This window comes from Brucella intermedia LMG 3301, assembly GCF_000182645.1.
GTDB classification, from domain to species: Bacteria; Pseudomonadota; Alphaproteobacteria; order Rhizobiales; family Rhizobiaceae; genus Brucella; species Brucella intermedia.
This window is the reverse complement of sequence record NZ_ACQA01000001.1, coordinates 181,576-206,438: the sequence shown is the minus strand read 5'-3', so window position 1 is coordinate 206,438 and position 24,863 is coordinate 181,576. Positions and strand designations below refer to the sequence as shown.

The window sequence follows — 24,863 nt, the reverse complement described above, 5'->3', positions numbered from 1 at the left end:
TCCAAATCCGCAATCAGGAAGCGCGCTTCAATTCAGGCTTGTCGAGAGGCAAATCGCCGAAGGTCACGATGGTCGGGCCGGAGAGACGGATGCGTTCGCGCAAGCGGATCGGGTAAAGCCCCTCCTCGCGCTCCTCGACATCGATCACGTTCACATCCACGACCAGATTGGCTTTCGCGGCAATCTTTCCCGCGTCTTCCAGCGCCTCGACGGCCTCCGCATGACGGGCGACCAGCGCGCCGTCGATGGTTTCCTGCCAGGAGCCATCGGCACCAAGCCACACAGCCTGCCCGTCGATGAGGCGGTTTGCAGTGAGAACTTTTACGACCATTTCCAAACTCCAAACTTTTGTTAACCGCGCATCCTGCGCTCTAACTTTTTGTTTTTGAGCGCATCTTGTCCGAAAACCGCTGCACACTTTTCGGGATGCGCTCTTAGGCTGCGACGGAAACCGGCTTGAGCGCCAGCGCTTCGGCCTTGTCGATTGCTGCACCGGCGACCGCATCGCCAATGATCACCATGACCGGGCCGGAAAGCTCCTTGCGGCTTTCGAGATCCGGCAAATCCTTCAACGTTCCGTGGAACAGACGCTTGTCCTGACGGCTTGCGTTTTCCACGACTGCCACGGCAGTATCTTCATGCAGGCCCGCTGCAATCAGGCGCGCGGCAACGGAAGCCGCGACCGTCGAGCCCATATAGACGGCGATGGTTGCGCCGGAGACGGCAAGCTTTGCCCAGCCCGGCAGCACATCGCCTGTCATGTCGTGGCCGGTCGTAAACACCAGCGACGACGCGACGCCGCGCAGCGTCAGCGGCAGTTCCATATCGGCTGCGGCGGCGAAGGCCGAAGTAATGCCGGGCACGATCTCGAAGCCGATACCGGCAGCACGCAATGCCGCCATTTCCTCGCCTGCGCGTCCAAACACCAGCGGATCGCCGGATTTCAGTCTCACGACACGCTTGCCTTCCCGGCCGAGCGTTACCAGCAGGCGGTTGATCTCTTCCTGACTCTTGGAATGGCAGCCCTTGCGCTTGCCGACGGCAAGGCGTTCCGCGTCACGGCGGCCCATGGCAATGACACCCTCCGGCACCAGGGCATCATGCACGATCACATCGGCTTCCATCAAAGCGCGATGCGCCCGCAAGGTCAAAAGGTCCTCAGCGCCGGGACCGGCACCCACCAGCCAGACATAGCCGGATGCGTCCAGTGGCCGCTCGATGAGATCATTGGCAGCGCGATAAGCCCCTTCACGGTCGCCATCTTCAATTGCGCGCGAAACGCTACCCGAAAAGAAACCGCGCCAGAAGCTGCGACGCGCCAGCCCTTTCGGCAGCACGCGCTCGACCAGCGGACGCCAGCTTTCGGCAAAATGCGCAAGCTCGCCAAGGCGCGGCGAAAAGGCGGCATCGATCCGCGCACGCACCATCTGCGCCAGTACCGGGGCCGAACCTTCGGTGCCGATGGCGATTGCGATGGGGGCGCGGTTGACAATGGCTGGCGTCAGAAAATCGCAAAGCGCAGGCCGGTCCACCACATTCACCGGAACCTTCTGCGTTCTGGCCAATGCCGCGACGGCGCGATCCTGTGCTTCATCGCCGGTCGCGACGAAGACGAGCTTTGCGCCTTCCAGGTGCTCGCTGGCAAAGGGAGCTGCGACATGCTCCACATCATGCGCGGCGATGAAATCGGCCAGATGGCGTTCCGTTTCCTCGGCGACGATGCGAATGCGGGCGGAGGTCTGCGCCACGAGGCGCGCCTTGTTCAAGGCTTCCTCGCCGCCGCCAACGACGACAACCACCTCTTCCGAAACCCGGAAGAAAGCAGGGAAATCAGCCAGCAGACGCTTCTGCGAAAAAGACATGAGCACCATCCTTTGAAGCATTTCCAGCGAAAGCGGATACCGGTTTCGTGTCTGGAAAAGCATCAGGCAACAAGACGGTGCTATTATTCATGGAAGGGCCTTGCTTTATAAGAAACGCCCTTGCGCGCGAAAATCTCGCCGCGCATCACTTTTTCTCAAATCAGGCAATTGCAGGATTTTCATTCCCGGAAGCGGGGCAATTATACTCTACAATTTTTATAGGATTTCGATAGGCTTATAAGTAATTGCCGCTGGTGAAGAATGCAGGGACGTGCTTCGGCCACCGCCTCGGCAGCACGGCGATCAGGTCGAAACGCAGCGACAGGCGGGCATGATCGGGCTGGCGTTGCAGCCAGAGATCGGCTGCGGCTTCGATACGGTGCATGGCCTGCGGCGTGACGGCCAGTTGGGCCGCTTCGAGGCTGTTCCGCGCCTTGACCTCGACGATGAGCACCAGATCGCCGCGCCGGGCGATCAGGTCGATCTCGCCAAGCCTTGTGCGATAACGCCGCGCGACGACCCGAAAACCCTTGAGGAGAAGCACCATCGAAGCAAAGCGTTCGGCGCTGTGTCCGCGAAAGAAAGCCGTTCGCTTTTTCTCGCGGAGGTCCGTCATGGCTGATCCGATTTCAGTTGCATGAGGCGCTGATAGAGAACCGATTTCTGCCCGCCGGTCATACGCGCCGCCTCGCCTGCGGCCTTGGACGGCGGCAGTTCGGCGGCAAGCGACAGAAGCAGCCTGTCGATATCTTCTTCGCTTTGGGCAACAGCATCGCCGACAGGCGGGCCAACCAGCAGTACGACCTCGCCGCGAATACGATCCTCGCCATCGAACTTTTCCGCAAGTTCACCCAGCGATGCCGTGACTACGGTTTCATAGGCCTTGGTCAATTCGCGGCAAAGCGCGCCCGCGCGTTCCGCTCCGAAAGCGGCAGCCATGTCGCCCAGTGTCGCGGCCGTGCGGTTGGGCGACTCGTAGAACACCAGCGTTGCGTCGATATTTTTGAGGCTCTCAAGCTTCGACAATCGCTGTCCGTGCTTGGACGGCAGGAAGCCGCAGAACATGAAGGCATCGGTCGGCAGGCCGGAAGCGGCAAGTGCGGCCAGAACGGCGGAAGCACCCGGAACAGGCACGACACGGATGCCCGCCTCGCGCGCCTCCCCCACCAGCCGGAAACCGGGATCGGAAACAAGGGGTGTTCCGGCGTCAGACACCAGCGCGACGCTTTTGCCCGCCGTCAGCGCAGCAATCAGCTTTTCACCGGCCTCTGCGGCATTGTGCTCGTGATAGCTGATCGGACGGCGCGCTATGCCATAGCGGTCGAGCAGGACGCGGGTGACGCGGGTATCCTCGCAAGCCAGAATATCGACGGAAGCCAGCGTTTCGATGCCGCGCAGCGACATATCGCCGAGATTGCCGATAGGGGTCGAGACGATATAAAGCGCAGGCTCCAGCGGCCGGGCACGCATCACCGTGCCGCCTACCACATATTCCCGCCGCTCACCGCTCGTTTCATCCGTCATCATGCGTCCTTCAGTGTCTGAATCAAGCGGCCAGATCGGCAACCAACGCATCCAGCACCAGCGCGCCATCCGGCGTTGCGCGGATGAAGCTGCCATCCATCGGTTCGATCATGCCTTCCGCGATCAGTTTCGCCAATCGCTTTTCGTCGACGGCATGGCCCGAAAGCCGCTCGTAACGGGCAAGGTCGATGCCTTCACGCAAGCGCAGGCCCATCATCAGGAACTCGTCGCCTTCCTGCTCGCCATCGAGATATTCTTCCTCGATAATGCCGTGGCCGTTGCGCTCGACCTTGTCCAGCCAGGTTTCCGGGTGTTTTTCGGTCATGGTGACGGTGCGCACATCGTTTTCCACGAAACGCCCATGGGCGCCGGGACCGATGCCGACATATTGCCCGTAACGCCAATAGACGAGATTGTGCTGCGACTCGCGCCCGGGCACGGCGTGGTTGGAAATTTCATAGGCCGGAAGCCCGTGCTCAGCCGTCACCCTTTGCGTTTCCTCATAAAGGGCTGCGGCGTGATCCGGATCGGGCGTCGTCAGCTTGCCCGCCTTCCAGAGATTATAGAACTGCGTGCCTTCCTCGATGGTCAGCTGATAGAGCGACAGGTGATCGGCAGCAAGGCCGATGGCTTCCTTCAGTTCCTCGCGCCACGCCTCTATGGTCTGGTTGGGGCGCGCATAGATCAGATCGAACGACAGGCGCGGGAAAATCTCACGCGCCAGCCGGATTGCCGCCTTGGCTTCCTCGACCGAATGCATGCGCCCAAGGCGGCGCAGATCGGGATCGTTGAGCGCCTGAATGCCGAGCGACACGCGATTGACGCCCGCTGCGCGATAGCCGCGAAAGCGATCCGCCTCCACGCTGGTGGGATTTGCCTCCAGCGTCACCTCGATATCCGGTGCAACGGACCAATGGGACGCAATACCATCGAGAAGCGCGCCAACCGTTTCGGGCTGCATCAGCGACGGCGTGCCGCCGCCCAGAAATATGCTGGTGATCGTGCGCGGGCCCGTGCGTTCGCGCAGGCATTCCATCTCGCGAAGAAACGCCTCGGAAAAGCGGGCCTGATCGACCGGCTTGTGCCGAACATGGCTGTTGAAGTCGCAGTAGGGACATTTGGCCAGGCAGAACGGCCAGTGCAAATATACGCCGAACGCATCTTCCCCGTTTGCACGCGCGATCGGTATCGCCCCGGCGGTATTTGCGCGGGCAGCGTCCATTGCCTGCAAAGGGGGAAACAGCTTGTTCATTTCGCGGGCGCCGCTTCCACATTGAGCGCTTTTTCGGCAAAAAGCTTGAAGGCACGCGCACGGTGCGACAGGGCGGAAGCGTCGCCCGGTTTCCAGCCATGCTTCTCGTCGGCGGTCATTTCGCCGAAAGTCTTTTCATAGCCGTCAGGCAGGAAAATCGGGTCGAAACCGAAACCGGTATTGCCCCGCGGTGGCCAGACAATCGTGCCTTCAACCTCGCCACGGAAATATTCCGCCTCGCCATCCGGCCAGGCAAGGCAGATGACCGACACAAACCGTGCCTTGCGCTGCTGCGGTTCGAGGGCGCCTTTCTCCTGCAGCAGGTTCTCCACCTTCTGCATCGCCATGTCGAAATCGCGCGTACCGTCCTCCGTCTCGGCCCAGTTTGCCGTGTAGACCCCCGGATCACCGTCAAGCGCATCGACCATCATGCCGGAATCGTCCGAAAGGGCGGGCAGTCCCGTTGCTTCGGCAGCCGCGAGCGCCTTGATATAGGCGTTTTCCTCGAAGGTCGTTCCAGTTTCATCCGGCTCCGGCAGGCCAAGGGCAGCTACCGAACTGACCTCGAAACCGAACGGGCCGATCAGGCCGTCGAATTCCTTCAGCTTGCCCGCATTGTGCGAAGCAACGATCAGCTTGCCCTGTTCCAGTTTTCTCATTGTCAGTTCCATAGTTTGGGTTCGGCAATCTCCAGCGAATTGCCGGACGGATCACGGAAGTAAATTGAATGCGCGCCATTCGGCCAATCGAACTCGGCCTCTATCGCCACGCCATGTCTTGCCAGATGGCTGCGCCAGCCTTCCATCTCCTCGCGGCTTGCGGCGAAACAGACATGACCGGGCCCGCTGGTGCCGTGGGCCGGCACGGGCAAATGTCCGGCGGGCGGCGGCTTCAACGTTTCTTCCGCCTTGAAGAGAAGCAATATCCCCTCTCCGCAGCGGAAAAATGCATTGCGCTCGCTGACTTTGCCAACCGGCTCCAGTCCCATCGTTCCCTGATAGAACTCTATCGCCTCGGCGACATCGCGGACATAGAGAGCGGTTTCAAGAATGCGTGCTGCGCGCATGGATGAGGTCTCCTCGATATATGGAGCAGACCTCGTTCCTATCAGGCGACAGCCATTTTCTGCAAGGACACAAGACGATCAATGCCGCCGCGAGCAAGCTTCATCAGGCTGGCGAATTCTTCTTCCGAGAAAGGCGCACCTTCCGCCGTTCCCTGAATTTCAACGATCCCGCCCTTGCCGGTCATCACGAAATTGCTGTCGGTTTCGGCGACAGAATCTTCCGCATAGTCCAGATCGAGCACCGGCTCGCCTTCATAGATGCCGCAGGAAATCGCGGCGATATGGTCTTTCAGAACCTTCTCGACGCGCACCATCTGGCGTGCTTCCATCCAGCGCAAGCATTCATGAAGCGCCACCCAGCCGCCGGTGATAGCCGCCGTGCGGGTGCCGCCGTCGGCCTGAATGACGTCGCAGTCCACGGTGATCTGCACTTCGCCGAGCGCCTGCATGTCGACAACGGCGCGGAGGCTTCGTCCGATCAGGCGCTGGATTTCCTGCGTGCGGCCACCCTGCTTTCCAGCGGCGGCTTCGCGGCGCATGCGGTCGCCGGTCGAGCGCGGCAGCATGCCGTATTCCGCCGTGACCCAGCCCTTGCCCGTGTTGCGCATCCAGCCCGGCACCTTTTCCTCAAGGCTCGCGGTGCACAGGACATGCGTATCGCCAAACTTGACGAGGCAGGAGCCCTCGGCATGTTTGGAGATGCCGCGTTCGAATGAGACGGCGCGCATTTCGTCAGCCGCACGCTTGGATGGACGCATTGAGAATTCCTCGATTCATTTACCTGTGCGGCTTTTTAGGCTTCCCACACACAAATAGAAAGGCGCTCTGTCCGAAAAACCGACAGAGATGTTGAGAGCCCTGTCACTATAGCCTAAAGCCTTTGACGCTTTGGCTTGTGCCCTTATATTTGGCCTATGTCATTCGTAAACTTCGCGACCATAATATGATGAAAACGCCGGAACACCAGCTTCTGAGTTCGCTCGACCAGCGTTCGCGCGATATTTTCAGGCTGATTGTGGAAACCTATCTGAACGATGGCGATCCGCTCGGTTCACGCAACCTGTCGCGATTGCTGCCGCACACGCTTTCGCCCGCGACGATCCGCAATGTCATGAGCGACCTGGAGCACCTGGGCCTGATCTATGCGCCGCATGTCTCGGCCGGACGCCTGCCGACGCAGATCGGACTGCGCTTCTTTGTCGACGCATTTCTGGAAGTGGGCGACCTGCCGCCGGAGGAACGCTCCTCCATTGAAGCGCAGGTTCGTTCCGCCGGCACAAACAATTCGGTCGAAAGCGTCCTGACAGAAGCAAGTCAGGTTCTTTCCGGCCTGTCGCGCGGCGCTGGCCTCGTGCTGGCCACCAAGGCGGAAGGCGCGCTCAAACATATCGAATTCGTTCGTCTGGAGCCGACCCGGGCACTAGCCGTTCTGGTCATGCAGAATGGCGACGTCGAAAACCGCGTTGTCAACCTGCCCGTCGGCATCAGCAATTCGCAACTGGTCGAGGCATCGAATTTCCTCAACGCGCATATTCATGGCCACACGCTTTCCGAAGCCAAGGCGGAGCTGAAAAAACTGACGGAAGAAACGCGGCAGGAACTCGACCAGCTGTCGCAGGAACTGGTTGCCCAGGGACTGGCAGTCTGGAGCGGAGCCGGGACGGATCAGCCGGCGCGGCTGATCGTGCGCGGACGCGCCAATCTTCTGGAAAACATCCATGCGCAGGAAGATATCGAGCGGCTGCGCCATCTCTTCGATGACCTTGAAACCAAGGATGGCATGGTCCAGCTTCTCGATCTTGCCGAGGCCGGTTCGGGCGTCCGCATCTTCATCGGTTCGGAGAACAAGCTTTTCTCCCTTTCCGGCTCGTCGCTGGTGGTGGCCCCCTATCGCGACAGCGAGCAAAGGGTTATTGGTGCCCTGGGGGTCATCGGGCCGACACGGCTCAATTATGCGCGGATCGTCCCGATGGTGGACTATACCGCACAGATCGTGTCCCGGCTCCTGCGTTAACTGTGAGACTTGCCGGGGCAAACCAAGGCACTGAAAATAGACCTTGATTTTATTGGCATGAAACTCGATATCCGCCCCAGACGATAGTTTGTTTTTCGCATTATCCGACGCAAAGGCTCATGCAGTTTTGCTGGAAATGCTCTATTCAAGACGGAAGTAGCATCATGGCTGACGAAAAAAACAAATCCCAGAACCCCGATCTTGAGCAGCGCGATATCAACAATCCCCGGGATCGTGAGGCGCTCAACCGTGCTGCCGACGAATTTCTGAAGGCGCGCAAGGCCGAAGCCCGTGCAGAAGCTGCCGAGGACGAAGCCGAAGCGGAAGTGGACGATACCGCGAACCGGATTGCCATGCTGGAAGCAGATAACGGCGAACTGAAAGACCAGTTGCTGCGTGCTGCCGCCGAAATGGAGAACCTGCGCAAGCGCACCCAGCGCGACGTACAGGACGCGCGCACCTATGCGGTGACCAATTTTGCCCGCGACATGCTGTCGGTTTCCGACAATCTGCGCCGTGCACTCGAGGCTATCCCTGCCGAAGCCATGGCAACCGATGCCAGCCTCAAGTCGCTCGCCGATGGCGTCGAAATGACCGAACGCGCCATGCTCCACGCTCTGGAACGCCACGGCGTCAAGAAGCTGGAACCGGAAGGCCAGAAATTCGACCCGAATTTCCATCAGGCCATGTTCGAAGTGCCGAATGCGGATTTGCCGAACAACACCGTCGTGCAGGTCGTGCAGGATGGTTACGCCATTGGCGACCGCGTTCTGCGCCCGGCCATGGTCGGCGTCTCCAAGGGTGGCCCGAAGGCAACTGCCGACAATGGCGCTGCCGCTCCCGAAGGCAATTCCTGATCCGAACAAAAACCGACGAGAATTGGAGCGGCGGCTTTGTCTGCCGCTCTTTTCATATCTGCGGTCTGGTTTCCGATAACATGCATATTGCTATTGGGACACACCGGTGAAAAGTTGTCACAGAGCATGCTTCCCGAAAGTGGGCACCGGTTTCGGGGGATTCCGGCGTTTCGTTTAAACGGGACATGCTCCGGCATGTGCGGAGGAGAGCAACAGCGTGACGATTCCTGAGTTTTTGAATTTCGCAGGCGTTTTCGTTTTCGCTGCGACCGGTGCTCTTGCCGCCTCGCGCCGCCAGCTCGACATTATCGGCTTTCTGTTCCTTGCCAATATCACCGGTATTGGCGGCGGGACCTTTCGCGATCTGGTGCTCGGTGCGCCGGTTTTCTGGGTCGTCGAGCCCGCCTATCTGCTGGCCGGCACGCTGGCCGCGATCGTCGTCTATTTCACCGCGCACATGGTGGAGTCGCGCTATCGCGTCCTGCTCTGGCTCGATGCCATCGGTATGGCCGCCTATACGGTATTGGGCGCCGCCAAGGGGCTGGGGCTCGGTTTCGGGCCGTCCGTCGCCATTGTGACCGGCATTTCCACGGCCACACTTGGCGGCATATTGCGCGACATGGTGGCGGGCGAGCCTTCAGTGCTGATGCGCCGCGAGATTTACGTCACGGCTTCGCTTGCCGGTGCGTGCCTTTACGTCCTGCTTGCCTGGCTGCATGTCGAACCAGCCATATGCGCAGTGGCGGCGGCTTTGACCGCCTTCGTCATTCGCGGGGGCGCCCTTTATTTCGGCTGGACATTGCCCGTCTATAAAAGCCGTCCCGGGCGCACCGAAGAAGAGCTTCAGCGCGACCGGATAATCAGGCCGGAATAGGCCTTATAGCAGCCCGGCCTGGCTTGCGGCTGCCTGCAGGCTGAGTTGCGGGCGCGGGCCCATCTGCTGGATGATCAGGCCTGCCGTCAGCGAACCGAGACGCGCGCAATCTTCAAGCGAACGGTCGTTCGTATAGCCGTACAGGAAACCGGCGGCGTAAAGGTCGCCTGCCCCCGTCGTATCGACCAGCGCATCGATTTCGATGGCGGGAACGGTCAGGGTCTGGTCGGGCGTGACCACGACCGCGCCTTTTTCCGAACGGGTGATGATTGAAAGCGCGCAATCCATGCGCATGGAGGCAATCGCCGTTTCGAGCGATTTCGTCTTATAGAGCGACTTGGCCTCGTCCTCATTGGCGAAGACGATATCGACCCTGCGCGAGCGCATAAGCTCCAGAAATTCCTCGCGATACCGGTCCACGCAGAACGGATCGGAAAGCGTCATCGCCATCTGGCGGTTTTTCTCATGCGCGATCTTCGATGCAAGGACGATGGCTTCCTTGGCGCGCGGCGGGGTCCCACAGATAGCCTTCGAAATAGGTCACTTTCGCATCGGACACCTTGGACGTTTCGACATCCTCCGGGCCAAGTTCCACACAGGCGCCAAGAAAGGTATTCATCGAGCGTTCGCCGTCCGGCGTCACGAAAATCATGGAACGGGCGGTCGGCGAGCCATTTTCCAACGGGCGCGTATCGAAGGCAACGCCCTGCGCGCGGATGTCATGCGCGAAAACACGGCCCAGATGATCGGTCGCGACCTTGCCGAAATAGGCCGATCGTCCGCCGAGACTTGCAACGCCTGCTGCGGTATTTCCGGCGCTGCCGCCGGACATTTCCCTCACTGGGCCCGCAATGCGACCATAAAGCAATTCGGCACGATCCGCGTCGATCAGGTTCATCGCGCCTTTGACGATACCGTTTGTTTCCAGAAAAGACTCATCAGTGCGCGATATAATGTCGACAATGGCATTGCCGATGCAAAGGACGTCGAATGTGGCCATGAGCGCGAGAAGCTCCCCTTTTGATTGGTCTCCTGTCCGCCAGAAGCAGATCGGTCACGTGGGTGCCGGTTTAGCCGTTTGCAATCCCTTTGGCTACCCTGCAGGCTTCCCTACCGTGATCGTGCGGCTTGCTTCGGAATGGAGGCATACCTATTTCCATCTTTGTCCACAGTCGGAATTGGGGCCAAAATGATCCTGGATGCTGCCTTGAAGGCTCTGAAGCGCCTGACCACACCGGAATTGCGCGCAGTTTTCTGGAAGACCCTCGGTTTGACGCTGTTGCTGCTAATCGGTCTTTGGGCCGCAGTCCGTCAAATCTTTTTTACTTTTGCCTGGCCATGGATGGAGCAGATATTGCCCGGCATGCCGGATTGGGCAGGCTGGCTCGGCATCGTTGCCGCCATCGTTGCGGGACTTGGCCTGGCGCTTGTGCTCGCATTGATGATTGCACCTGTTACAGCGCTCGTTGCAGGCCTGTTTCTCGATGATGTCGCCGAAGTAGTCGAACGCGAGGACTATCCCAACGATCCTCGCGGCACGCCGTTGCCGACCGGCCGTTCCATCGTCGTTTCGCTGAAATTTCTCGGCATCGTCATCATCGGCAATATCGCCGCCCTGCTGATGCTGTTCATACCCGGCATCAACCTGATCGCCTTCTTCGTCATCAATGCCTATCTGCTCGGGCGGGAATTTTTCGAGTTTGCGGCCATGCGCTATCGGTCCGAAGCTGAGGCGAAGGCGCTACGGTCACATTATGGCGTGACGGTCTTTCTGGCCGGGCTGCTGATTGCAGGCTTCATGGCGATCCCCATCGTCAACCTTCTCACCCCGCTGTTTGCGGCAACGATGATGGTCCATCTGCACAAGGCGATCTCGCAGCGCGAAAGCAAGCTCACGCCTGCGGCGGCAAGGGGATAAGCGGCGCGGGCACGTCGCAGGTTTTCGCCGGATATTTGCAGATATCCGCAATCACGCATTTCTCGCATTCGGGCTTGCGCGCCTTGCACACATAACGGCCATGCAGGATGAGCCAGTGGTGTGCGTGAAGCATGTATTCGGCTGGAATGACCCGGACGAGGATGGCTTCCACGGCCTCCGGCGTCTTGCCGGGCGCAAGACCGATCCGGTTGCCGATGCGCAGGATATGCGTGTCCACCGCCATGGTCGGCTGGCCGAAAGCCATGTTCAGCACCACATTGGCCGTCTTGCGGCCAACGCCCGGCAATTTCACCAGTTCATCCCGGTCGCCGGGAACCTTGCCGCCATGATCGCGGATCAGGGCTTCGGACAGGAGGATGACGTTTTTCGCCTTGTTGCGCCAAAGACCGATGGTGCGGATATAGTCGCCGACCTTCTCCTCGCCGAGCGCCAGCATTTTCTGCGGTGTATCGGCAACGGCAAAGAGCCCCCGCGTCGCCTTGTTGACACCTGCGTCGGTGGCCTGCGCCGAAAGAACGACGGCGACAAGAAGCGTGAATGCATTCACATGCTCAAGCTCGCCCTTCGGTTCGGGTCTCTGGATGGAGAAACGGCGGAATATCTCATGAATTTCATCCGCCGTATAAAGCGTGCCCCGCACCCGGCGCTGGGAACGGGCGGGAGATGCGTTCACGGGCGATTTGATTTTGGCCTTTTCCATTCCGCCTCTATAATGGTTTCCCTATCGACAAAACAATCAGCAGCTTGACGCAGGCCCGATGCGGCATTGCGAGATGATCTGAAAACGATGCACCACCCAGACGGCGCGGAACCCGACCGGTTCGACAAACCCATTTTCGAGGCCCTGCTCACGCCCTATCGTTCCCTGGGGCGGACGGGCTTTGCCGTGCTGATGGGAGCCCTGATCGGTTGCTGGATGTTCGTAGGCATTCTGTTCTGGTCCATCGGGGCCTGGCCCATCTTCGGGTTTTTCGGCCTTGATGTCCTGCTCATCTATCTGGCCTTCCGCTGGAATTATCGTGCCGCCCGGGCGCGGGAGGAAATCTCCATATCGCGCTCCGCCCTGCATATTCGCAAATATGCGGCATCCGGCAAGGTGACCGCGCATCGCTTCAATCCGTTCTGGACACGGTTCAAGGTTGCGCGAAAGCCTGACATTGGCATCACCGGCATGAGCGTCGAGAGCCGCGAAGCGAGCGTCGCGGTCGGCAAATTCCTCAATCCCGATGATCGGGAAAGCTTCGCCACGGCCTTCGGCGCGGCACTCGCCGAAGCGCGTCGGTAAGCGCTCCTAAAGTTCCCGGGTATCTTGCGCCTGAACTTCACCCTACGATGGAGTGAAGGAATCCGGATTGGCCCTTGAAGTCAGGCTTTTCACAAGCCATATCAGTTAGCGAAGAGTACGCCGTATGGGTTCTCTTCATAACGGTCGCTTCTCATCAAGGACTGATGCAATGACAAGAATGACACCGTTTTCGAGCCCTCTGCTGCTCGGATTCGACACGATGGAAAAGACGCTGGAACGGATCGCTAAATCCGGCGATGGTTATCCGCCCTATAATATTGAACGCCTGCGTGGCGAGACTGGCTCCGAACGTCTGCGCATCACCCTGGCGGTGGCCGGGTTTTCCAGCGACGACCTCGAAGTCATGACGGAAGACAATCAGCTCGTCATCCGCGGACGCCAGACCGACGATACCGAACGGGAATTTCTGCATCGCGGCATCGCTGCCCGGCAGTTCCAGCGCGTTTTCGTTCTGGCAGACGGCATGCGGGTTCTCGGTTGCGATCTGAAAAACGGCCTTTTGGCCATCGATCTCGACCGCCCGGAACCGGAGCGGCTGATCAAACGAATCAACATAGCGGTGAAAGACTGAAACTGTTCAGTTTTTGTTCAGCACAAGTCCGCTATATTGAAAATGTGAAGCTCTGAAGCGGCATGGTCGCAAATGACATGCCGACGAAATGGAGGCTACGACCATGAACAGACAGATATTCACCGAAAACGAATTCGCCCATCTCGGCGAAGGTGAAGTTGCCTATGTGCGCAAGATCCGTTCTGATGACCTTGCCCGCAGCTTCCCTGCCCTCCCACCGATCGAGCCGGGCCTGGAACTCTGGGCGCTGTTTGGCGCCAGCGGTGAGCCAATCGTGCTTTCCGATGTTCGCGCCACCGCGCTGCAGGGCGCACAGGAGCACGAACTGCGCACCGTGATGCTGCACTGATCTTTGGTGCGATAACGGCCATCGCCGGTATCGCGTCGCTGGCGGCATCTGCCTTCCCCGCACATCGTTTCTGCGAGCGGACAAACAAAACCGCCGTTCAAGCTGAACGGCGGTTTTGTTTACGAGAAACTATTTGAACTCAGGCCGCGTTGGACGCTGGCTGAGCGGTCAGGAATGAATATAGCGCCTGCGCGTCATGCGTGCCGCGCAACTTCGCAACAGTATCGGCGTCGCGCAGCATACGGGCGATGCGCGAGAGAGCCTTCAGATGATCCGCGCCGGCATTTTCCGGCGCCAGAAGCAGAAAAACAAGATCGACAGGCTGATCGTCCAGCGCCTCGAAATCGACCGGGGTTTCCAGACGAGCGAAGATTCCGGCTATTTTGTTGATGTTCGCCAGCTTACCGTGCGGAATGGCAACGCCATTGCCCACCCCGGTGGAACCGAGGCGTTCACGCTGGAGAATTGTTTCGAAAACTTCGCGCTCAGGGAGACCGGTCAGTTCCGCAGCCTTCTCAGACAGAATCTGCAAAAGCTGCTTTTTGGAGCTGGCTTTCAGCGCAGGGATAATCGCCCCTGGCTGAATCAGATCACTAAGATCCATTCTCTCCGTTCCTTCTTCAATCAGGCCTTTTCAGCCCGGTTTTGGGAAGCGCACGCGGCCGCCGATCGCGGTCCGCTGCGTGCGCTTCAGGTTTGCCGTCAGGCGCGGGGCGCGGCCTGGCGGGTGACCATCGATGGATCGACCCAGCCGATATTGCCGTCCGCCCGACGGTAGACGATATTAACTTCATCATTGCCGGCATTGCGGAATACCAGAACCGGATTCTCGATGAGATCCAGTTCCACGACCGCCGACGCCACCGACATGGTGCGCAGGGCGACGGACGATTCCGCAACGATTGTCGGCGCGTAATCCGCCGGAAGATCCTCCTCTTCCTCCGGCAGGGGTGCCATAACACGATATGCAACGTCATCATAGATCGCATCCGGCTGCGTGGCAGGACGCGATTTCAGACGGCGCTTGTAGCGGCGAAGGCGGGTTTCGATCTTGTCCGCAGCCGCTTCGAAAGCCAGTTGCGGATCCTGCGCCTCGCCAGTGCTTTGCAGAGTCGCACCGCTATCGAGGTGCAGGGTGCAATCGGCACTGAAACGCGAACCGGACTTGGTGACCGTAACCTGTCCGGAAAAGCCATGATCGAAATATTTGCCGACCGCTTCGTTAACCCGATCAATGATCCGGGTCGTGAAAGCTTCACCGACGTCCATATGCTTTCCAGATACACGCAGAGTCATTTGGCACACCTCATTTGCGTTACACCACAGAACCCAGTCTAATCACAAGGCGAGCGAAGCGCAAAGCGAACCAGCATCAAAGATGCTTTTCATCCAGTGCGTTTTCCAACCAGATCCATGATGCCGACAAGCTTCTAAGGCGCACTCTCCGCAGAGGTGTTGAAACACCTTCCGAAAAGCCTTTGAAGTCCTGGCTGCTCCCGGAAAAGCCCCTTGACGGGGTGGTTGCCACACATTTCTCTTACGTAACGCCCGGTTAGCGTCACCCGTTTGGATGACATGCCTTGGAACGCCACATTGTCCTTCCTTCAAACATATGCACAATCGCAATTTCTTCCAGAAATTACGCATTCCCGGACATTTCCCGCAGAAACATATGCTGGAAACGTCAATCTCATGCTTTCTCCCGAAAACCGGCCAATCCGGAAGACATGCTTCAATTCTGCTTTGACGCGGCTTCCGTGTAACGAGCCGTATTACGGACCAGCGCCCCAGTTCACGCTGACCGCCTGTCGTGAAAGCCGGAAAACCGAGGCTTTAATTACGGGCCGCAGCGCGAGCCGGGCTTCTATTGGTTGAAATGGCGCTTGTCAATTGGCCCTCTTGCCAGTTGATCGCCCTGCAATGTCGATCTTTTCACAAATCGAGATCGAATTTTTCTGAATGAACAGCGCGCCAAGTCAAAAATTTTAGAGCGTTCCTCCCCTGTTTTCACAGGAGAACGAAGCTTGAAATACATTTTCGGGACCGTCTTGGCGGACAATCAGGAAGCCGACAATCTCGCCTTCTTTTCCCGCCTGCGTTGTACCGATGAGGCAATATTCATCGATTCCCGGTATTTTGCGACCGTTCTTCGCGCAATATCCACACCGTCCTTCTTGAGGGCATCCACGATGGCGTCATCGGAAAGCACGTCGTCAGGCTTTTCGGCGTCAATCATCTGGCGGATGCGATGACGCACACTTTCGGATGAATGCGCGTCGCCCCCCTCGGAGGAGGCGATGGAAGCATTGAAGAAATAGCGCAATTCAAACACGCCGCGTGGCGTCGCCATGAACTTGTTCGCGGTCACCCGGCTGATGGTGGATTCATGCATGCCGACCGCATCCGCGACAATGCGGAGGTTGAGCGGCTTCAAATGGGTCACTCCGTGGCGCAGAAAACCGTCCTGCTGCCGCACGATTTCCTGCGTGACCTTCAGGATGGTGCGGGCGCGTTGGTCAAGGCTGCGCACAAGCCAGTTCGCCGTCTGCATGCAGTCCGAGAGAAACGCCTTTTCCTCGGCTTTCACCGAGGCGTTCACCTCAGCATAATATTCATTGTTAACGATGAGGCGCGGCATGGCCGCGGCATTCAACTCGATGGCCCAGCCGTCATCGCGCGACGGCGTCACCAGCACGTCCGGCACGATGGCATCGGCGACCGAAATCTCGAACAATGCGCCCGGTTTTGGATCGAGCATGCGGATTTCGGTCAGCATATCGAGAATGTCGGCCTGATCGACGCCGCAAAGTTTCTTGAGCGTCGCGAAGTCGCGCCGCGCCAGAAGATCGAGATTGTCGATCAAAGCTTCCATCGCCGGATCGAACCGGTCCTTGAGACGCAACTGTATCGCCAGGCACTCCCGCAGGTCACGAGCGAAAAGGCCATGGGGATCAAAGGTTTGCATTACACCGAGCACGCGCTCGATTTCGACCGTTTCCACGCCCAGGTTCTGGGCGAGCCCCACAATATCAACACGCAGATAGCCGCTCTCGTCCAGTGCGTCGGCAAGCGCGGTTGCGATGAACCGGTCCATCGTCGCGGAAAAAGTCAGCGCGATCTGTTCCGCCACATGCTCGCCCAGCGAAACCCGGCTCGCCGTGACCTGGTCGATGTCATAAGCGCTGGCTGAAACATATCCGTCGCCGCCGGCGGATTTCCATTGCGCGACAAGGTCCGGCCCGATCTCATCGGAACGCCCCGGATCGTCGGGAAAGATGTTCTCAAGCGAACTGTCAAAGGTGGAAGAAAGGCTCTCCGCATCGCCAGAGACTTCCGTCTTGAACCAGTCGTCCTCCGAGGCTTGGGACTCTATTTCCCCCTCACCGGCTTCTCCATCGTCGCGGACGGAATCCGAGCCTGCAAAATCATCATTTGCTGCCTCGATTCGGTCCAGAAGCGGATTTTTTTCGATTTCGGCGTCGAGAAACTGCTCCAGCTCCACATGCGTCATTTGCAGCAGTCTTATCGACTGCATCAACTGGGGAGTCATCACCAGCGATTGCGACTGACGGAAATCGAGCTTGGGCGACAAAGCCATGCGACGTGTTTTCTCCCCGGTTTACCCCTGCCGACCTCCACGGACCGCATGTTCAGGCCGAACGGAATGAAAACTGGTATGAACCTTGCTTGTCAATTCAGAATGCGCGTTTTTCAAGCAAAAGGGGAAATTAGTCGCGGAAGCGTGGGCAAATGTGGAGGCGCGCTGTTTCGCGCGCTCCCAGATCACGATGCGTCAACATGGGAATTTGGAGCGCCAGCCTGAATTCGTTCAGACCGATGGGCGCTCTAGAGAGTGAACTGGTCGCCGAGATAAAGCCTGCGCACGTCCGGGTTGGCAACGATTTCCGCAGGGCGTCCATGCGTCAGCACCTGACCGGCGTGAATAATGTAAGCGCGATCGATAAGGCCGAGCGTTTCGCGCACATTATGATCGGTGATCAGGACGCCGATGCCGCGGCTCGTCAGATGGCGGACAAGCTGCTGAATATCCGAAACGGCAATCGGATCGACGCCCGCAAAAGGCTCGTCCAGCAGCATGAAATTCGGGCGCGAGGCAAGCGCACGGGCAATTTCGAGACGGCGGCGTTCACCGCCGGAAAGCGAAATGGCGGGTGCCTTGCGCAAATGCGCGATGTGAAATTCTTCCAGAAGTGCGTCCAGTTCGGATGCGCGCTTGGAGCGATCCTTCTCCACCACTTCAAGCACGGCCTTGATGTTGTTTTCCACCGAAAGACCACGGAAAATGGACGCTTCCTGCGGCAGATAGCCAATGCCAAGACGCGAACGGCGATACATCGGCATCGATGTGACATCAAAACCATCGATCTCGATGGAGCCCGCATCAGCCGGGACGAGACCGGTCACCATGTAGAAACAGGTAGTCTTGCCGGCACCGTTCGGCCCCAGAATACCGACGGCTTCACCCGCCCGCACGCCGAACGACACGCCGTTGACGACCTGACGGCCGCGATAGCTCTTGCAGAGACCGCGTGCCACCAGCGTACCCTTGAGACGCGCCGACTTACCCGGCTGGCCGGGCATGGCTCCGGCAACATCGGATGGTGCGTTCACATTTTGCGATGCGTCTTGCGACCCGTCGGCCTTCTTGTTCCAGAACAATCCCACGCCTGCTCCGGTCAGTTCTGCTTGGGCGCAGCACCGCCCTGCTGTTGATCTTTCGGAGCCATAATGATCGATACGCGACCCTTGGACTGCCCCTTGCAGCTTTCGACATTGGCGCGTCCCGTATCGAGATGCGCGGTCAGCTTGCAGCCGGTCACGACATTGTCGCCATCGGTCAGCACCACCTTCTGGCCCTGGAGAACCATCACCTGGTTCTTGGCATCATAGCGGCCCGTATCGCCGGTTGCGACCTGGGTGCCAGACTTGAGATAGACTTTTCCAGAGATGTCGATGTGATCGATGCTCGATGAATCGAGGCCACCCACGCCGGCACTTGCCGGTTCCGGCGCCTGAGCGTCACCGTCCTTCTTGGCCTTGTTGTAATAGACCGTCATCTGGCCGGCCTTCAGCAGTGCATCGCCCTGCGAAACGGCAACATTGCCGGTGAAGACGGCAACGCCTTCCTTGTCGCGCATTTCAAGCTTGTCGGCATCGATCTTTACGGGAGCCTTGCTGTTGGAAAGCTTCAGGCCGTTCACAGCCGCGCCTTCCTGCGCCAGAGAGGCTGTCGGGGCCGCGACCATGCCGAGCGCCAGAACTGCAAATCCCATCCGCAAAGTGCGGGCCATCGTACCCTTGTTCATCTTGCCCGTCTCGCGTTCCATATATCACCAGCTCCCCGAAGCATTCGACCATTCCTGGGCCGACATGCGGTCAGACGCAACATTAAGCACTTTGCGTCCAAATGGGAACATTCGGCATCGCAAAATGCGATCAAAAAAGCGGTTTAGAGCCTGTGGCATTCCGATTGCATCAGAATCACGCTCTAACAATTTGTTTTCGAGCACATTTCAATCCGAAAACCGGCTTCGCAACGTACTCAAGCGCCCGCACAGATATGAATCGGTCCGAACGCTTCGCCTGTCCTCAAATCAGGCTTCCTTTTCAGGGAGCCTTGTTGGGCGAAACAACGCTGCCGTCAACGGTCATTCGAACCTTGTTCTCGAAAATCAGAACCTTGCCGTTGTCCTTGACCTGCATGCTGTCCGCCAGAATATGCGTGCTGCCGCTGCGGATGTCGACGGGCTTGTCGGTCGTGATCTGCCCGCTCTTCAGATTTACGTCCGCAGAATGCATCACCGCACGCAAACCATCATCCGTGGTAACAGTAAAGTCCTTATCAAGTTGCAAACGCCCATTGGCATTGTCGTAAACACCGGACGTCGCCTCGACCTTGGCCATGCCCTTTTCACCAACCGGCAATTCGGCGGAAATGCCTTCCAGTGAAATCGCGCCGCTGTTCTTCGCATCCTGCGTCGCTTTGGCAGCGGTCATCGAATAGGGGCGGTTGTCCTTGGTGTATCCATTGAGGTGCGGGCTCGTCATGACAAGCTTGCCGCTTTCGCCGCCATTATTCACTTCCACTTTTATGGGCGTGTTCGGCGTCGCAAGAAACGTGTACCATGAGAACACGGCCGCCACGATAACAGCGGCCACCGGCAGCGCGGTCTTCAAGACACGAACACGGACCGAATGGCGCTGTGCCGCATGGAAGAGCGCCTCTGCCTTCTCCGACGCCCCAAAGCGCATGCCGCCCTTGCCGCGACCCTGGGAGGTCACGTTCTGCGGCGCATGGCTAGGTGTCGTGTCGGCGGTCATGTTGCGTTCAGTTCCTCAATGCTTTCCTGGAATTCAATAATCGGCGCGCCTATGTCGCGCTTTTTCATTTCAATAAGGTTTATTTGGGGTGAAATAGACGGTCGCTCAATAGCTTCACACCGCACAAAACACCGCACCCGCCTCCCAACAGGGCAGCAGGAACGGTTTATGTGCTTGATAATTCATCCCAATTTGCGCTCTACCAGGATTGGTAGAATGCTAATCAACTCTTTGATATCACAAATCTGGCCCAAATTACAGTCGGGTGTGGCATCACCATGAAAGCTGAACCGGCAACAAACCGGGAATCGCGCGCGTCGTCATGACTATATATACCCGGTAGGGAAGCATTTCGCGAAACAGGAACGATATCCGGCCAGTCCTATTTTTCGAAGAGACTTGCCGCATGCCTTCATTCAAGGCAAAAGGTGAACTGCAAGCGCGAACCACGCTATTTGAACGAACGGATGGACGGGAATGGCTCAAGACGCCGAAGCAATCATCGAACGCCGGAAATTGCGCAGAAAGCTGACAGTCTGGCGCGGAGCGTTCCTGCTTCTAATCGCAGCCCTGATCGCCGGTTTCGCTTCGTGGTCCATGCGCGGCACCAATTTCAGCCAGCCGCACATCGCCAAGGTTCGTATCGAAGGCACCATCTTCGAGAATGAGGAATTGCTGAAGCGCCTCGACAAGATCGCCAGGGACGATGCCGTCAAGGGTGTGATTCTGGTCCTCGATTCGCCGGGCGGAACGACGGTTGGCGGGGAAGCCATTTTTGAAGCCGTGCGCAAGATTGCCGCGAAGAAGCCGGTCGTGACCCAGGTGGGCACGCTCGCCGCGTCCGCGGGCTACATGATTGCCAGCGCATCCGATCATATCATCGCGCGGCAGACATCCATCGTCGGCTCCATCGGGGTTCTGTTTCAATATCCCGACCTCTCGAAGCTTCTCGATACGATCGGCGTGAAAGTCGAAACCATCAAGTCTTCGCCGCTCAAGGCCGAACCCAACTATTTCAGCCCGGCCAGCGACGAAGCCAAGGGAATGATCAGCAATATGATCATGGATTCCTACGCCTGGTTCGTGGATATTGTCGAAAAACGCCGTTCATTTACGCATGAACAGGCGCTGGCGCTCGCCAATGGCGCCGTTTTCACCGGACGGCAGGCACTCGACAAGAAGCTGATCGACGGGCTGGGCGGTGAAGAGGAAGCCGTTGCCTGGCTTGCAGGCAAGGGGCTCTCGAAGGATTTGCCTCGCCTGGAATGGAAGCCGGTCAACGACGATACCGGATTTTCGCTGCGCGACCTGATCATTCATGCCGGTGCCCGCCTCATCGGCGTGCCGCAGGAAGCCGATGGCGTGTTGAAGCAGATTGCCAAGGAACGCATCTTTCTTGACGGACTTCTTTCGGTTTGGCACGTTGACGGTACGCCTGAAGCGAATTGACGCCGTCCGGGCAAACGCACACAATATCCGGCAGATACCGGACGAAACAAACAGAAGAACAGGGGTTTAAAGCCGTGATCAAATCGGAACTCGTTCAGATTATCGCCAGCCGCAATCCGCATCTCTTCCAGCGCGATGTCGAAAACATCGTCGGCGCGGTATTCGACGAGATCACAAACGCGCTTGCCGAAGGCAATCGTGTGGAGTTGCGCGGCTTTGGCGCATTTTCCGTGAAAAACCGCCCTGCTCGCAGCGGGCGCAATCCGCGTACCGGCGAAACGGTGGACGTGGAAGAAAAGTGGGTTCCCTTCTTCAAGACCGGCAAGGAACTGCGCGACCGTCTGAACGGCGCAGTCTGATAGACGCTATGGCGGCAAAACGCATCATCGCCATCATCGTTCTTGTACCGCTCGCCGTGGTTCTGATTGCGTTGTCGGTTGCCAATCGCGCGTCGGTGCAATTCACGATCGATCCGTTCAATCCGGGCAATCCGGCCCTCTCCTATCAAGCACCGCTGTTCCTGTGGCTGTTTGGAGCACTTCTCCTCGGTGTCGTCATCGGCTCCCTGGTGACCTGGTTCACGCAGGGCACGCATCGGCGCAAGGAACGGTTGTACAAGCAGGAGGCGGCCCGCCTGCTTGAACGCAGCACAGCCGCCGAAAAGCGCAACATATCGGTCGCGAATTCCTGAAACGGCCTTTATTCTCGAACCCGGAAGCAAACTTCCGGGTTTTCGACCGCTGAAATATCCTTTGTGCGCGGTTGAACGTCGTTTTCCCCTTCCACACCGGCCCTGTTTATCCTACCTAGACCCCAATCATGATGATTGGAGTTTCGGGTGAAAGCGCCAAAGGGAAAAGGCAAAAAGCCGTCGGGCGGCAAGCAGGAGCGTGGTTTTGAGCGCACAAGACACGATGCGCCACGTCCGGAAAACAAGCTTGAGAGCAGATTTGAAGGCAAGTCCGATAAGGGCTCGTCCTTCAAAAAGCCTCGTCCCCAGTTCGCCAAGGCTGCCCCCCGACCTGCGGACGACAAACCCGCCGCTCCGCTTCGCGAAATCAAGCCCTATGCCGGCACCCGCCCGGCTGAAAAGCTCCCGCTCATCCTCGAAACGGAACCGTCACCCGATTATGCGCTTCTCGACAGCGGCAATGGGTTGAAGCTCGAGCAATACGGCCCCTATCGGATTGTCCGCCCGGAAGGTCAGGCTATCTGGCTGCCGAACCTGCCTCAGAAAGAGTGGGATCAGGCGGATGCCGTCTTCACCGGCAATACCGATGAGGAAGGCATGGGCCGCTGGGCATTTCCGAAACTGCCGCTCGGTGAAACATGGCCGATGCAGCACGACGGCATTTCCTTTCATGGCCGTTTCACCTCATTCCGCCATGTCGGCGTGTTCCCCGAACAGGCCGCGCACTGGTCATATATGGATGGGCTTATCCGGGACGGCGTAAAATCCGGGCGCAGCGTGAAAGTGCTCAATCTTTTTGGCTATACGGGCGTCGCCTCGCTGGTAGCGGCACGGGCCGGTGCGGAAGTGACCCATGTGGACGCATCCAAGAAAGCGATCCTGTGGGCGCGTGAAAACCAGGAAATGGCCGGGCTTTCCGATAAACCGATCCGCTGGATCTGCGAAGACGCGATGAAATTCGTGGCTCGCGAGGAACGGCGCGGCAGCTTCTACGACATCATCCTGCTTGATCCGCCTGCCTATGGGCGCGGACCGAGCGGCGAGGTCTGGCAATTGTTCGAGCATCTGCCCGCAATGGTCGATACATGCCGGTCTATCCTGACGCCGAAGCCGCTTGCAGTCATCCTGACCGCCTATTCGATCCGGGCTTCCTTCTTCGCCATTCATGAGTTGATGCGCGACCCGTTTCACCGGTCTTGGCGGCACGGTCGAATCGGGCGAACTTATTCTGCGTGAACGTTCCGCCGACCAGTCGAAAGGGCGCGCGCTTTCCACATCCATGTTCAGCCGCTGGGTAGCAAAATGAGCCGTGACGACGATTTCTCAAAAGGCCAACGGGCCGAATATTCGAAAGTCGGACAGGTCAAGGAAGTCACCAGCCTTACCAATCCCATTGTGAAGGACCTGCGCTCGCTGGCGCTGAAAAAATTCCGCGACCAGCAGGGCGTGTTTCTGGCCGAAGGGCTGAAGCTTGTCATCGACGCGCTGGAACAGGACTGGCGCATCAAGACGCTTGTCTTTGCGAAATCCGGCAAGGGCAACAAAATGGTTGAGCAGGTCGCCGCCCGCACCTTCGCCAAGGGCGGACTGGTGCTGGAAGTGACCGAAAAGATCATGGCCGCCATTACCCGCCGCGATAATCCGCAGATGGTGGTCGGCGTCTTCGAGCAGCAGTACCGCCCGCTTGCAAGCCTCAAGCCAAAGGGCAACGACGTCTATATCGCGCTCGACCGCGTGCGTGACCCGGGCAATCTTGGCACTGTCATCCGCACCGCGGATGCGGTCAGCGCCAAGGGCGTTATTCTGATCGGCGACACGACCGATCCCTATTCGCTGGAAACCGTGCGGGCCACCATGGGCTCGGTCTTTTCCATGCCGCTCTATAAGGTGAGCGAAGCCGATTTCCTCAACTGGCGCAAAGGCGTGTCCGGTCTCGTCGTCGGCACGCACCTGAAAGGCGCGGTCGACTATCGCACCATTCCCTATGCCAACAAGCCGGTCGTGCTGATGATGGGCAATGAGCAGCAGGGCCTGCCGGACAGCCTTGCCGGTGCCTGCGACAAGCTTGCCCGCATCCCGCAGGCGGGACGTGCCGATTCTCTCAATCTTGCCATTGCCACCGGCGTGATGCTCTACGAAATCCGTCGCGACGCGCTCACGCTTGATGAAAGGGCTTCCGGATGAAGCGGCACGCTGTCTGGTCCTCACTTTTTGTCGTCATTCTCACCATACTGATCGATCAGGGCGTCAAGCATCTGGTGGAAACACGGATGGGCTACGGCCAGCAGATCGACCTTCTGCCGTTTCTCGCATTGTTCCGCACGCACAATGAAGGCATCGCCTTTTCCATGCTGGCCTGGCTGCACGACTGGGGACTGGTCGCGATCACTGCCGCAGTTATCCTGTTCGTGCTTTATCTGTGGTGGACCAACGCTCCGGACCGCATTTTCGCGCGTTACGGTTTTGCGCTTGTCGTCGGGGGGGCTATCGGCAATCTGATCGACCGGGTGATGCACGGCTATGTCGTGGACTATATTCTGTTCCACCTGCCGACATGGTCATTCGCCGTGTTCAATCTCGCCGACACGTTCATAACCATCGGCGCTGGGCTCATCATTCTGGAAGAATTTCTCGGCTGGCGTCGCGAGCGGGCCGCCCGCTGACAAGGCAGCTTGATCGGTTTCAGCCTTTCGCATAATTTAATCTCGTGAAATTATAAGATTTTTGAAGAGGATACGGTCCATCCACTTGAATTGACACATTGGTG

Annotated in this window: 27 protein-coding genes and 2 pseudogenes; 13 read left to right on the top strand and 16 right to left on the bottom strand. The window is 58.5% G+C overall.

What is annotated here, in order from left to right; translation table 11 throughout:
- Window positions 1–13 precede the first annotated feature (13 nt).
- From OINT_RS00945 to rph, 8 genes are all read right to left on the bottom strand, one after another.
- On the bottom strand, window positions 14–331 hold the full coding sequence (locus tag OINT_RS00945) for a DUF2849 domain-containing protein (RefSeq protein WP_006470893.1): 318 nt from the start codon (window positions 329–331) through the stop codon (window positions 14–16).
- Window positions 332–434: 103 nt separating this feature from the next.
- A complete protein-coding gene (cysG, locus tag OINT_RS00940) occupies window positions 435–1,871 on the bottom strand; it encodes a siroheme synthase CysG (RefSeq protein ID WP_077684245.1) in 1,437 nt (478 codons plus the stop codon).
- 226 nt (window positions 1,872–2,097) lie between these two features.
- The gene (locus OINT_RS00935; protein ID WP_006465903.1) at window positions 2,098–2,478 is read right to left on the bottom strand and encodes a YraN family protein; all 381 of its coding nucleotides are present in this window, start codon (window positions 2,476–2,478) and stop codon (window positions 2,098–2,100) included.
- Complete coding sequence (rsmI, locus tag OINT_RS00930) at window positions 2,475–3,386, bottom strand: 16S rRNA (cytidine(1402)-2'-O)-methyltransferase (protein ID WP_006470895.1); 912 nt, start codon at window positions 3,384–3,386, stop codon at window positions 2,475–2,477. Before rsmI ends, OINT_RS00935 begins: the two co-directional genes overlap by 4 nt.
- Window positions 3,387–3,408: 22 nt before the next feature.
- The gene (gene hemW, locus OINT_RS00925; RefSeq protein ID WP_006465901.1) at window positions 3,409–4,638 is read right to left on the bottom strand and encodes a radical SAM family heme chaperone HemW; all 1,230 of its coding nucleotides are present in this window, start codon (window positions 4,636–4,638) and stop codon (window positions 3,409–3,411) included.
- A complete protein-coding gene (gene rdgB, locus OINT_RS00920; protein ID WP_006470896.1) occupies window positions 4,635–5,297 on the bottom strand; it encodes an RdgB/HAM1 family non-canonical purine NTP pyrophosphatase in 663 nt (220 codons plus the stop codon). Before rdgB ends, hemW begins: the two co-directional genes overlap by 4 nt.
- 2 nt (window positions 5,298–5,299) lie before the next feature.
- On the bottom strand, window positions 5,300–5,704 hold the full coding sequence (locus OINT_RS00915) for a VOC family protein (RefSeq protein WP_006465899.1): 405 nt from the start codon (window positions 5,702–5,704) through the stop codon (window positions 5,300–5,302).
- A 41-nt stretch (window positions 5,705–5,745) separates the two neighbouring features.
- Window positions 5,746–6,462, bottom strand: coding sequence for a ribonuclease PH (rph, locus tag OINT_RS00910; protein ID WP_006465898.1), 717 nt, complete (start codon window positions 6,460–6,462; stop codon window positions 5,746–5,748).
- 185 nt (window positions 6,463–6,647) lie between these two features.
- Between rph and hrcA the strand changes: the two genes are divergently transcribed.
- From hrcA to OINT_RS00895, 3 genes are all read left to right on the top strand, one after another.
- Window positions 6,648–7,718: a heat-inducible transcriptional repressor HrcA gene (hrcA, locus tag OINT_RS00905; RefSeq protein ID WP_006470897.1), complete on the top strand. Its 1,071-nt coding sequence runs from the start codon at window positions 6,648–6,650 to the stop codon at window positions 7,716–7,718.
- 164 nt (window positions 7,719–7,882) lie between these two features.
- Window positions 7,883–8,575: a nucleotide exchange factor GrpE gene (gene grpE, locus OINT_RS00900; protein WP_006470898.1), complete on the top strand. Its 693-nt coding sequence runs from the start codon at window positions 7,883–7,885 to the stop codon at window positions 8,573–8,575.
- 217 nt (window positions 8,576–8,792) lie between these two features.
- Window positions 8,793–9,449: a trimeric intracellular cation channel family protein gene (locus OINT_RS00895; RefSeq protein WP_006465895.1), complete on the top strand. Its 657-nt coding sequence runs from the start codon at window positions 8,793–8,795 to the stop codon at window positions 9,447–9,449.
- A 3-nt stretch (window positions 9,450–9,452) separates the two neighbouring features.
- On the opposite strand, the pseudogene OINT_RS00890 reads toward OINT_RS00895, so the two are convergent.
- Window positions 9,453–10,449 (bottom strand): annotated as a pseudogene (locus tag OINT_RS00890) (adenosine kinase).
- Window positions 10,450–10,638: 189 nt separating this feature from the next.
- On the opposite strand from OINT_RS00890, the gene OINT_RS00885 reads away from it, so the two are divergent.
- Window positions 10,639–11,367: a sulfate transporter family protein gene (locus OINT_RS00885; RefSeq protein WP_006470901.1), complete on the top strand. Its 729-nt coding sequence runs from the start codon at window positions 10,639–10,641 to the stop codon at window positions 11,365–11,367.
- On the opposite strand, the gene nth is transcribed toward OINT_RS00885, so the two are convergent.
- Window positions 11,342–12,088 carry an endonuclease III gene (nth, locus tag OINT_RS00880; protein ID WP_006465893.1) on the bottom strand — a complete coding sequence of 249 codons (747 nt, stop codon included), beginning with the start codon at window positions 12,086–12,088 and terminating at the stop codon, window positions 11,342–11,344. The genes OINT_RS00885 and nth overlap by 26 nt on opposite strands.
- 87 nt (window positions 12,089–12,175) lie before the next feature.
- On the opposite strand from nth, the gene OINT_RS00875 reads away from it, so the two are divergent.
- The 3 genes from OINT_RS00875 to OINT_RS00865 all read left to right on the top strand — a co-directional run bounded on the left by OINT_RS00875 (window position 12,176) and on the right by OINT_RS00865 (window position 13,614).
- Window positions 12,176–12,673: a DUF2244 domain-containing protein gene (locus OINT_RS00875; protein ID WP_006470902.1), complete on the top strand. Its 498-nt coding sequence runs from the start codon at window positions 12,176–12,178 to the stop codon at window positions 12,671–12,673.
- Window positions 12,674–12,842: 169 nt separating this feature from the next.
- Window positions 12,843–13,265 (top strand): Hsp20 family protein, encoded by a 423-nt coding sequence (locus OINT_RS00870; RefSeq protein ID WP_006470903.1) that lies wholly within the window; start codon window positions 12,843–12,845, stop codon window positions 13,263–13,265.
- Window positions 13,266–13,368: 103 nt separating this feature from the next.
- On the top strand, window positions 13,369–13,614 hold the full coding sequence (locus tag OINT_RS00865) for a BQ00720 family protein (protein ID WP_006470904.1): 246 nt from the start codon (window positions 13,369–13,371) through the stop codon (window positions 13,612–13,614).
- A gap of 139 nt (window positions 13,615–13,753) precedes the next feature.
- Here the strand turns inward: OINT_RS00865 and ptsN are convergent, their stop codons facing one another.
- From ptsN to lptC, 6 genes are all read right to left on the bottom strand, one after another.
- Window positions 13,754–14,218 carry a PTS IIA-like nitrogen regulatory protein PtsN gene (ptsN, locus tag OINT_RS00860; RefSeq protein ID WP_006465889.1) on the bottom strand — a complete coding sequence of 155 codons (465 nt, stop codon included), beginning with the start codon at window positions 14,216–14,218 and terminating at the stop codon, window positions 13,754–13,756.
- A 98-nt stretch (window positions 14,219–14,316) separates the two neighbouring features.
- Window positions 14,317–14,910, bottom strand: a complete 594-nt coding sequence (gene hpf / locus OINT_RS00855; protein ID WP_006470905.1) for a ribosome hibernation-promoting factor, HPF/YfiA family — start codon at window positions 14,908–14,910, stop codon at window positions 14,317–14,319.
- 763 nt (window positions 14,911–15,673) lie between these two features.
- Window positions 15,674–17,212, bottom strand: coding sequence for an RNA polymerase factor sigma-54 (gene rpoN / locus OINT_RS00850; RefSeq protein ID WP_006465886.1), 1,539 nt, complete (start codon window positions 17,210–17,212; stop codon window positions 15,674–15,676).
- A 248-nt stretch (window positions 17,213–17,460) separates the two neighbouring features.
- Window positions 17,461–18,300 (bottom strand): LPS export ABC transporter ATP-binding protein, encoded by an 840-nt coding sequence (gene lptB, locus OINT_RS00845; protein ID WP_006465885.1) that lies wholly within the window; start codon window positions 18,298–18,300, stop codon window positions 17,461–17,463.
- Between the two features lie 11 nt (window positions 18,301–18,311).
- Complete coding sequence (locus tag OINT_RS00840; RefSeq protein ID WP_006465884.1) at window positions 18,312–18,962, bottom strand: LptA/OstA family protein; 651 nt, start codon at window positions 18,960–18,962, stop codon at window positions 18,312–18,314.
- A 280-nt stretch (window positions 18,963–19,242) separates the two neighbouring features.
- A complete protein-coding gene (gene lptC, locus OINT_RS00835) occupies window positions 19,243–19,956 on the bottom strand; it encodes an LPS export ABC transporter periplasmic protein LptC (RefSeq protein WP_006465883.1) in 714 nt (237 codons plus the stop codon).
- A gap of 477 nt (window positions 19,957–20,433) precedes the next feature.
- On the opposite strand from lptC, the gene sppA reads away from it, so the two are divergent.
- From sppA to lspA, 6 genes and pseudogenes are all read left to right on the top strand, one after another.
- Window positions 20,434–21,405 carry a signal peptide peptidase SppA gene (sppA, locus tag OINT_RS00830; RefSeq protein ID WP_006465882.1) on the top strand — a complete coding sequence of 324 codons (972 nt, stop codon included), beginning with the start codon at window positions 20,434–20,436 and terminating at the stop codon, window positions 21,403–21,405.
- 74 nt (window positions 21,406–21,479) lie between these two features.
- Entirely contained in the window at window positions 21,480–21,764 is a 285-nt protein-coding gene (locus OINT_RS00825; protein WP_004687882.1) for an integration host factor subunit beta, read from the top strand.
- An 8-nt stretch (window positions 21,765–21,772) separates the two neighbouring features.
- Complete coding sequence (locus tag OINT_RS00820) at window positions 21,773–22,096, top strand: lipopolysaccharide assembly protein LapA domain-containing protein (protein ID WP_006465880.1); 324 nt, start codon at window positions 21,773–21,775, stop codon at window positions 22,094–22,096.
- A gap of 147 nt (window positions 22,097–22,243) precedes the next feature.
- Window positions 22,244–23,402 (top strand): annotated as a pseudogene (locus OINT_RS00815) (class I SAM-dependent methyltransferase).
- The gene (locus OINT_RS00810) at window positions 23,399–24,280 is read left to right on the top strand and encodes a TrmH family RNA methyltransferase (protein WP_006465878.1); all 882 of its coding nucleotides are present in this window, start codon (window positions 23,399–23,401) and stop codon (window positions 24,278–24,280) included. The pseudogene OINT_RS00815 and the gene OINT_RS00810 overlap by 4 nt, the downstream one beginning before the upstream one ends.
- Complete coding sequence (gene lspA, locus OINT_RS00805; protein WP_006465877.1) at window positions 24,277–24,759, top strand: signal peptidase II; 483 nt, start codon at window positions 24,277–24,279, stop codon at window positions 24,757–24,759. The genes OINT_RS00810 and lspA overlap by 4 nt, the downstream gene beginning before the upstream one ends.
- The last annotated feature ends 104 nt before the right edge of the window (window positions 24,760–24,863 follow it).